Below are 9,256 nucleotides of genomic sequence, written 5' to 3'. Positions count from 1 at the left end.
GTGGGCGGTCCTAGGCTGACGGCGACCTTTCGTGAAGGGAGCCCGATGACGGTGGACCTCGACGGGCGCGAGGCGCTCGCGCTGCGGATGACCAGAGCCGGCGCGGCCCGGTCGCGGACCTGGGACCTCACGATCCTCGGCACCTCGGACACCCACGGCAACGTCTACAACTGGGACTATTACAAGGACGCCGAGTACGACGACAGCAAGCAGAACGACGTCGGCGTCGCCAAGCTGGCCACCCTGGTCAACCAGATCCGCGCGGAGCGACGCGGCAGGGCGACGCTGGTGATCGACGCCGGCGACACCATCCAGGGCACGCCGCTGGCCACCTTCTACGCCAAGCAGGAGCCGATCACCACCACCGGCGCGACGCACCCCATGGCCAATGCCATGAACGTGCTCGGGTACGACGCGGTGACGCTGGGCAACCACGAGTTCAACTACGGCCTGCCCCTGCTGGCCAGGTGGATCTCGCAGCTCGGCTTCCCGGCCCTGGCCGCGAACGCCGTCAACGCCGCCACCGGCAAGCCGGCCTTCCTGCCGTTCGTCATCAAGAAGGTCGACGTCGGCTTCGCCGCGCCGCCGCTGCGGGTCGGCATCCTCGGCCTGACCAACCCCGGCAGCGCCATCTGGGACAGGGCCAACGTCGAGGGCAAGCTGCGGTTCGACGACATGATCGACACGGCGCGGAAGTACGTGCCGATCATGCGGGAGCGCGGCGCCGACATCGTGCTGATCTCCGCCCACGGCGGCGACAGCGGCACCTCCAGCTACGGGCCGGAACTGCCGATCGAGAACCCGACGGCGCTGATCGCCGAGCAGGTCCGCGACATCGACGCGATCCTCTTCGGCCACGCCCACGCCGAGGTCGCCGAGAAGTTCGTGACCAACAGCGAGACCGGCCAGCGGGTACTCCTCACCGAGCCGTCGAAGTGGGGCCAGCGACTGAGCCGGATGGACTTCACCCTGGTCCGCGAGAAGGGCCGGTGGAAGATCACCGACAAGTCCGCCGCCCTGCTCAACACCAACACCGTCGTCGAGGACCCGAAGGTCCTGGCCGCCGTACGGGCGCAGCACCAGAAGACCGTCGCGTACGTCAACCAGGTGGTGGCGCGCTCCACCGTCGAGCTGTCGGCGGCCGAGAGCCGGTACCGGGACACCCCGATCCTGGACTTCATCAACCACGTCCAGACCGAGGTGGTCGGCAAGGCGCTCGCCGGCACGTCGTACGCGGCCCTGCCGGTGCTGTCGATCGCGGCGCCGTTCAGCCGCACGGCGGTCTTCCCCGCCGGCGACGTGAAGATCCGCGACGTGGCGGGGCTGTACGTCTTCGACAACACCCTCGAGGCCGTCGTGCTCAGCGGAGCCGAGGTGCGCACCTACCTGGAGCACTCGGCGAAGTACTTCCGGACCCTCGCCCCCGGTGCGCCGGTGGACACCGAGAAGATCAGCGACCCGGCGGTGCAGGACTACAACTACGACGTCATCTCCGGCCTGGACTACGACATCGACATCTCCCGGCCTTCCGGCCATCGCATCACCCGCCTGGTGCTGCCCGGCACCGACACGCCGGTGGCGGACAACGCGCAGTTCGTGGTGGCGGTGAACAACTACCGCCGCAGCGGCGGCGGCAACTTCCCCGGCATCGTGAAGACCCAGGTCTACAACGAGCAGCAGGAGATCCGCCAGCTGCTGATCGACTGGGCGCAGGCCCGGGGCGTGATCGACCCGGCCGACTTCTACCAGCCGAACTGGAGGCTGGTGCGCGAGGGCGTGCCGGTCTTCTGACCGACGATCACCGGACGGGCCGTGGGCGGATCGCCCGCGGCCCGTCCGCGTACCGGCCCGGTGTTCGCGAGCCTCGTGGCAGTGCCGCGCTTCAGGTCGGGCCCGTCACCACCCCTAGGGCATCCTAGGATCCTGGATCGCTACTGGGTCCCGGCCGGTCGCGTCGGCGGTCAGGACGGCAGCTTCGCCCTCGGGGTCGGCAGCCGGTCCAGCAGCGCGAGGGCCGCCCGCACCGGGGCGCGGCCCAGCGTCTCGTCGAAGCTCGCCCGCCCCTGGCAGAACCGGACGAACATCCGCCAGCCCGGCGGGGTCGCCAGCAGCGCGTGGAACACCTCCGGCCGCTTCGCGAACACGTCGAGCAGGCGGTGTCCGGCCCGCATCGACGGCACCAGGTCCCGCCGCACCGCGCGCTCGTACCCGGCCAGGTCGTCGGCCGCCACCGCGGCTCCGGCCAGCTCGCCGGAGCGCAGCGCGTAGCTGATCCCCTCCCGGCTCCACGGCTCCAGCAGCCCCGCCGCGTCGCCCGCCACGAGCACCCGGCCCCGGCGCAGGGGCGAGTCGTCGGCGCGGCAGCGGGTCAGGTGCCCCGAGTCGTGCGCCGGCTCCACCCCGGACAGACCCAGCCGGTCGACGAACGCCCGCAGGTAGGCCCGCGTCCGCTCCCCCTCGCCCCGGGCGGCGATCACGCCGACCGTGAGCCGGTCGCCCTTCGGGAAGACCCAGGCGTACGAGCCGGGCAGCGGTCCCCAGTCCAGCAGCACCCGGCCCCGCCAGCGGTCCTGCTCCGCCGGCGACACCGGCAACTCCAGCTCCAGCCCCAGGTCGACCTGGCGGTGCCGGACCCCGACGTGCCGGGCGGTCACCCCCGAGGAGCCGTCCGCCCCGACCACGGCCCGCGCGTGCACCGGCTCCCCGTCGGCCAGCCGCAGGCGTACGACCTCGGGGTCCTGCTCCAGGGCGCGGACCGCGGCGCGCTCGCGGACCTCGGCCCCGGCGGCGACCGCGGCGGCGCGCAGCCGGTCGTCGAACTCCTCGCGGCGCACCATCGTCACGAGCGGGCCGCCGGCGTGCCGCCGGGTGAACCGGCGTCGCCCGTCCCGGGTGAACGTGACCCGGTCGACCCGGTCGTGGGCGGGCACCTCGATCCGCTCCCCCACCGCCGCCAGCGAGGTGCCGATGAGGCCGCCCCCGCAGGTCTTGTAACGGGGATGGGCGGCGCGTTCCAACACGAGGGTGCGCAGGCCAGCGCGGGCGGCGGCATGAGCGGCGGAGAGGCCGGCCGGGCCGGCGCCGACGACGGCGAGATCCCAGATGATCACCGGTGCAGCGTATGTCAGGCGGCCCGTTCCCGGCGGCGCCGGCGCGGGCCGACCACCGCCCGATCGGGTGGGCATCTTCGCTCGGCCACGGGGTAACCGCGCGGCGCGACCGCCCGCGGGGCGGGCAAGGCGAAGGAGGGGACATCATGCGGCAGGTGCAACTGTCGGAGGTCGAGGAACGGGTGTACGACGCCGTCGCGGCACTGGAGGCGCGCGGGCAGGTGCCGTACCCGGACATGATCGCCGAGGAGGCGGGCCTGACCGAGGAGCAGCTGCACGCGCCGCTGCACCTGCTCACCGAGAAGAACCTGCTGCACCGCGAGGACTCGCCGATGGCCGGCCTGGACTTCGGCCCCCGGTTCTGCGCCCGCCAGATGGCGTGAGCCGGCGGGCGCGCCGCGACGATTCGCCTCCCGGGGGCCGGGGTAGCGGACAGCGATGCCCGGTCGCCGGTCCACGGGAGGCACGATGAGTCCGGCGCGTACGCCACGACCGGTCGACGCCACCGCGTCGCCGGACGACCGACGGCGCTGGCAGGCCCTCGGAGTCGGGCTGGTCGCCGCGTTCATGACCCTGCTCGACGTGAGCATCGTCAACGTCGCCGTCCCGTCGATGGACCGCGCCCTCGGCGCCTCCCCCAGCGACGTGCAGTGGGTGCTCTCCGGGTACGCCCTCACGTTCGGGCTGGTACTGGTCTCCGCCGGGCGCTTCGGCGACGCACGCGGCCGGCGGACCGCGTTCGTCTTCGGCATCGCGCTGTTCACGCTCGCCAGCGCGCTCGCCGGCCTGGCGGCCTCCCCCGCGTGGCTGGTCGCGGCACGGCTGCTCCAGGGCGCCGCCGCCGGGGTGGTCAACCCGCAGGTCACCGGCCTGATCCAGGAGCTCTTCCAGGGCCCCGAACGGGCCCGCCCCTTCGGCCTGCTCGGCGCCACCATCGGCGTCTCCACCGCGGTCGGGCCGCTGCTCGGCGGCCTGCTGATCGCCATCGGCGGCGCGGAGCACGGCTGGCGGTGGGTGTTCTTCGTCAACGTGCCCGTCGGGATCGCGGCGGTCGTCCTCGGCTGGCGGCTGCTTCCCGCCCGCCCGGCACGCCCGACCGACCGCCGGCGGCTGGACCCCGTCGGGGTGCTGCTGCTCGGGGCCGGCGTGCTGCTGGTGCTGCTGCCGCTGGTCCAGCAGCAGTGGCAGAGCCGCGCCAAGTGGCTGCTCGTACCGGCCGGGCTCGTCGCGCTGGCCGGCTTCTGGGGCTGGGAGCGGTGGTACGCCCGCCGCCGGGAGCCGCTGTTCGACCTGCGCCTGTTCGGCTTCCGGTCGTACGCCCTCGGGTCGCTGATCGCGCTGGTCTACTTCGGCGGGTTCACCGCGATCTTCTTCATCTTCACGCTGTACCTGCAGAACGGTCTCGGCTACAGCGCGCTGGTCGCCGGCCTGGCCATCACCCCGTTCGCCCTGGGCTCGGCCGCGGCGTCCGCGCTCGGCGGCCGGATCGTCAACCGCTTCGGCCGGCCGCTGGTCGCGGTCGGGCTGCTCACCGTGGTGGTCGGGCTCGTCGCGGTGGTCGGCGTGCTCGAACTGGCGTCGCCCGACGCGAGCGTGCCGTGGCTGACCGCCGCGCCGCTGCTGCTCGCCGGGCTGGGCAGCGGCCTGGTGATCGCCCCGAACCAGACGCTCACGCTGTCGCAGGTGCCGGTGCCGCAGGCGGGCAGCGGCGCGGGCATGCTGCAGACCGGTCAGCGCATCGGCTCCGCGGCCGGCATCGCGGCCGTCGGTTCGGTCTTCTTCTCCGCGCTGGCCGGCAGCGACGGCGACTACTCGCTGGCGTTCCGGCACTCGCTGCTGCTGGCCGCCGCCGTCATCGGCCTGGCGCTGATCGCCGCCCTGGTGGACGTCGCCCTCGGCCACCGCCGCTGACCGCCGCCCGCTCTGTCGCCGGATTCCGGAGACGCCGCTGGCCGGCACCCCGTGCGGGGTACCGGCCGGCGGTCGTTTCCGCGTGTTGTCAGCTGTTCCAGTGCTCGGCGACGAGGTCGGCGGCCTGCTGCTCCCACTGGGCGTAGTGGTCCGGGTAGGCCGACACCTGCACCGTCTGCGCGGCCTTCGTCAGCGGCATGTCCTGCCACCCGTCGACCTGCTTCAGGCCCTTCAGGAAGGCGGTGGTCGAGTATTCGGGGTCGGTGATCTGCTCCACCGTGCCCCACCCGCTGGACGGGCGCTGCTGGAACAGGCCCTGCGAGTCGTGGTCGTTGCGCTCACCCAGGTGACCCAGGTTCTCCAGCTTCGACTCCTGCAACGCGGTGGCGATCGACACGACGGCGGCGCGCTCGTCCATGCCGGCCTTCTTCGTCGCCGCGATGATGGCCTTGACGTTGGCGACCTGCTCGTCGGACAGGTCGATGCGCGACTGCGTGCCCTGCACGCCGTGCGGGATCAGCTTGGCCTTGTCCACGCCCTGCTTGTCCGCCACCGCCACGGCGGTGATCGGGGCAGCGGCCTCGACCGGGGTGGCGTGGGCGGCGGCCGGACCGGCGAACACACCACCGGCGAAGGCCAGACCAGCGATACCCAGAACGCTCTTACGCATGATCGTGTTCACGATGGGCTCCATTCGGGGGTAGACACCCACGGCCGAAAGGGGGTCGGCAACAACGGGTGCAAGCACCGTCCGGCGCTCAAGAGGAACTCGGGGGGATCCGGCAATGGTGTGCCGGGAAGAATCAGACCGGCCTCGCGTGGGCCGGAGGGGTGGCCCGATGGTGCGGGGCGGGGGACGCCCTCGCGTCGGCCGGACCATGTGTAACGACCACCGGCCCGCCATCATTCCGGGCCCCGGCACCCCGGCCCGCAGGCGGTGACGTGCCCTTGCTCGGCCGTACGCAGGGTGTAACGACCCCGGCCCGGCCAGGATTCCGGGCCCACGATGCCCCCGGTCACACCCCGAAACCGGACAGGCGACACCAGACGACTCAATCCGGCCGCCCGCCGCCATCGGGTCGGCACGCGACGGGAAGTGTCCCACAGGTGGGGCAGCTCGACAGCGCCTCACGAGACCCACCTGCCCTCAATGCCCACGGCCCGACGCCGGCACCATCCGTGAACCGGACGACGGTCACAGTCCGTATCCCGGGACGATTCGCGGGTAAGCGGACGCGGGGTGATACCAACGGTGCTACCAGTCAGTAGCGAAGGGACGTATCGGTATGCCGGAGAGCGTGGAGACGGTGTTCGCCAGCGTGGTCGGCCGCAATCCGGGAGAACCGGAGTTCCATCAGGCGGTACGCGAGGTGCTGGAGAGCATCGGCCCGGCGCTGGCCCGGCACCCCGAGTACGCCGAGGCACGGATCGTCGAGCGGATCTGCGAGCCGGAACGGCAGGTCATCTTCCGGGTGCCGTGGGAGGACGACCACGGCCGGATCCACGTGAACCGGGGCTTCCGGGTGGAGTTCAACAGCGCCCTCGGCCCCTTCAAGGGCGGGCTGCGGTTCCACCCGTCGGTGTACCTCGGGATCGTGAAGTTCCTCGGCTTCGAGCAGATCTTCAAGAACGCCCTGACCGGGCTGCCGATCGGCGGCGGCAAGGGCGGCGCCGACTTCGACCCCAAGGGGCGCTCCGACCGCGAGGTGATGCGGTTCTGCCAGAGCTTCATGACCGAGCTGTACCGGCACATCGGCGCGGACACCGACGTGCCGGCCGGGGACATCGGCGTTGGCGCCCGGGAGATCGGTTACCTGTTCGGCCAGTACAAGCGGATCACCAACCGGTACGAGTCGGGCGTCCTCACGGGCAAGGGGCTGGCGTACGGGGGCGCGCAGGTGCGCCGGGAGGCCACCGGCTACGGGGCGGTCTTCTTCGCCGACGAGATGCTCCGGCAGGCCGGCGACAGCCTGGACGGCAAGCGGGTGGTGGTGTCCGGCTCCGGCAACGTCGCGATCTACGCGATCGAGAAGGTGCACCAGCTCGGCGGGAAGGTCGTCGCCTGCTCCGACTCGACCGGCTACGTGCTGGACGAGAAGGGCATCGACCTCGATCTGCTGCGGGAGTTGAAGGAGCAGCGCCGGGCCCGCCTGGAGGACTACGCGCAGCACGTGCCGCACGCGGTGGCGGTCTCCGGCCGTACCGTCTGGGAGGTGCCCTGCCAGTTGGCGCTGCCGTGCGCGACGCAGAACGAGATCGGCGGCGCGGAGGCCGCGGCGCTCGTGGCCGGCGGGTGCGTCGCGGTGGTGGAGGGCGCGAACATGCCGACCACGCCGGAGGCGGTGCGGATCCTGGGCCGGGCCGGGGTGCGGTTCGCGCCGGGCAAGGCGGCAAATGCCGGCGGGGTGGCGGTGAGCGCCCTGGAGATGCAGCAGAACGCCGCCCGGGACTCGTGGACCTTCGCCGCGTCGGAGGAGCGCCTGCGGGAGATCATGCGCAACATCCACGACCGGTGCTGGGCGACCGCCGAGGAGTACGGGCTGCCCGGCGACTACGTGGCGGGGGCGAACATCGACGGGTTCCGGCGGGTGGCGGAGGCGATGCTGGCGCACGGCCTCATCTGAGCGGGCGCCCGGTCGCCATTGACACACCTCGACGGCGGGCCTACCTTCGGGGCGCTACCGGCCGGTAGGCACCCGTCCCGCCGCCACCCCTGGGCGGCCCCTCCGAGGGAGCAACGATGCCGTCCTCACCCGTGCGCGCCGCCCGCCGCCTGCTGGCCGCCGGCATCGCCCTGGCCGTCGCGGTCGGGCTCGCCGGCGCCGCGCCGGCCTCCGCCGCCACCGACCGCCACTCCGACGGTACGCAGCCGCTGCCCGGCTACACCATCGACAATCCGCCGCTGGCGCCGCTCGTGGTGGGCGGCGCGCCGAGCACCGTCCGGCAGGGCGTGCACCGGCATGCCGGTTTCGTCATCGAGGTGCCGGCGAGGTGGAACGGCGACCTGGTGATGTGGGCGCACGGCTACCGCGGCCAGGAGAAAGTGCTCTCGCCCGAGCCGCCCGGCTTCGGACTGCGGCAGCGCCTCCTGGAGCAGGGGTACGCCTGGGCGTCCTCGTCGTACGACCGCAACGGCTTCGACGTCCGCTCCGGCGTACGCGGCACCAAGGACCTGGCCGACCATTTCGCCCGGGTGGTGAAGCGTCCCCACCGCACGTACGCGGCCGGGGTGTCGATGGGCGGCTACGTCATCGCCCGCTCGCTGGAGCAGTACCCCGGCTTCTACGACGGCGCGCTGCCGATGTGCGGCGTGCTCGGCGACCACCAGCTGCTGGACTTCTTCCTGGACTACAACCTGGTCGCCCAGGCTCTCGCCGGCGTGCCGGCGTACCCGACCCCGCCGGACTACCTGAGCAACGCCGTCCCCCGCATCCAGGTGGCCCTCGGGCTGGCGGGGCTCACCCCGACCGGTCCGGACACGACCAACGCTCGTGGCAGGCAGTTGCGGGACATCACCATCGAGCGGTCCGGCGGCCCGCGTCCCGGGGCGGCGGCGTCCTTCGCGGTGTGGAAGGACTTCCTCTTCGCGATCGGTACCACCGACGGGGGCGACTCCCCCGCCGAGCGTCCCGGGCAGCTCGCCACCAACCTGTTCACCCGGTACGTCCCGAACAGCCCGGTCGACGTCGACGCCGCCGTGCAGCGGGTCGCCCCGGAGAACCCGGTCCAGCGGATCCTGCCGACCCTGACCGAGGTGCCCCGCATCGCCGGACGGCCCACCGCCCCGGTGGTCAGCCTGCACAATCTCGGCGACCTGTTCGTGCCGTTCTCCATGGAGCAGGCGTACGCCCGGGACGTGGCGAAGCACGGCCGCGGCCGGCTCGTCGTCCAGCGGGCCATCCGGGCCGCGCAGCACTGCGAGTTCACCCCGGCCGAGGCCGGCGCCGCCTGGGACGACCTGACCGCCTGGGTACGCACCGGCGCCCGTCCCGCCGGCGACCCGGTGACCGATCGGGCGGCGGTGGCCGCGCCGGACTACGGCTGCCGGTTCAGCGATCGGGCCGCGTACGCCGCCGGCGTCGGCACCCGCCGCCTCTACCCCGCCTGCTAGGACACGTCACCGTCACCTGGAGACGCCGCTGGCCGGTACCCCGTGCGGGGTACCGGCCAGCGGTCGTGTTCGCGTGTGTGTCAGCTGTTCCAGTGCTCGGCGACGAGGTCGGCGGCCTGCTGCT

Annotated in this window: 7 protein-coding genes; 5 read left to right on the top strand and 2 right to left on the bottom strand. The window is 72.8% G+C overall.

The genetic code is table 11. The features are described 5' to 3' along the window. The first annotated feature begins 87 nt into the window (after positions 1 to 87). Complete coding sequence (locus ACWENR_RS27505) at positions 88 to 1,791, top strand: bifunctional metallophosphatase/5'-nucleotidase (RefSeq protein WP_452279851.1); 1,704 nt, start codon at positions 88 to 90, stop codon at positions 1,789 to 1,791. A 170-nt stretch (positions 1,792 to 1,961) separates the two neighbouring features. Here ACWENR_RS27505 and ACWENR_RS27500 read toward each other — a convergent pair whose 3' ends face one another. Further along, positions 1,962 to 3,110: a geranylgeranyl reductase family protein gene (locus ACWENR_RS27500; protein ID WP_452279850.1), complete on the bottom strand. Its 1,149-nt coding sequence runs from the start codon at positions 3,108 to 3,110 to the stop codon at positions 1,962 to 1,964. 146 nt (positions 3,111 to 3,256) lie between these two features. Here ACWENR_RS27500 and ACWENR_RS27495 point away from each other — a divergent pair, with 146 nt between their 5' ends. Both ACWENR_RS27495 and ACWENR_RS27490 read left to right on the top strand, forming a co-directional pair. After that, positions 3,257 to 3,493, top strand: a complete 237-nt coding sequence (locus ACWENR_RS27495; protein WP_452279849.1) for a hypothetical protein — start codon at positions 3,257 to 3,259, stop codon at positions 3,491 to 3,493. A gap of 85 nt (positions 3,494 to 3,578) precedes the next feature. Next, positions 3,579 to 5,021 carry an MFS transporter gene (locus ACWENR_RS27490; protein WP_452279848.1) on the top strand — a complete coding sequence of 481 codons (1,443 nt, stop codon included), beginning with the start codon at positions 3,579 to 3,581 and terminating at the stop codon, positions 5,019 to 5,021. An 88-nt stretch (positions 5,022 to 5,109) separates the two neighbouring features. Here ACWENR_RS27490 and ACWENR_RS27485 read toward each other — a convergent pair whose 3' ends face one another. Further along, positions 5,110 to 5,703, bottom strand: coding sequence for a hypothetical protein (locus tag ACWENR_RS27485; protein ID WP_452279847.1), 594 nt, complete (start codon positions 5,701 to 5,703; stop codon positions 5,110 to 5,112). A gap of 616 nt (positions 5,704 to 6,319) precedes the next feature. On the opposite strand from ACWENR_RS27485, the gene gdhA reads away from it, so the two are divergent. Together gdhA and ACWENR_RS27475 are read left to right on the top strand one after the other, a co-directional pair. Next, entirely contained in the window at positions 6,320 to 7,645 is a 1,326-nt protein-coding gene (gene gdhA, locus ACWENR_RS27480; protein ID WP_452279846.1) for an NADP-specific glutamate dehydrogenase, read from the top strand. A 116-nt stretch (positions 7,646 to 7,761) separates the two neighbouring features. Continuing rightward, positions 7,762 to 9,132 carry an alpha/beta hydrolase family protein gene (locus ACWENR_RS27475; RefSeq protein ID WP_452279845.1) on the top strand — a complete coding sequence of 457 codons (1,371 nt, stop codon included), beginning with the start codon at positions 7,762 to 7,764 and terminating at the stop codon, positions 9,130 to 9,132. Positions 9,133 to 9,256 lie beyond the last annotated feature (124 nt).

The organism is Micromonospora sp. NPDC004336, from assembly GCF_053602615.1.
Note: the sequence above shows the minus strand (reverse complement) of the source record. Positions and strands in the feature narration are given on the sequence as shown.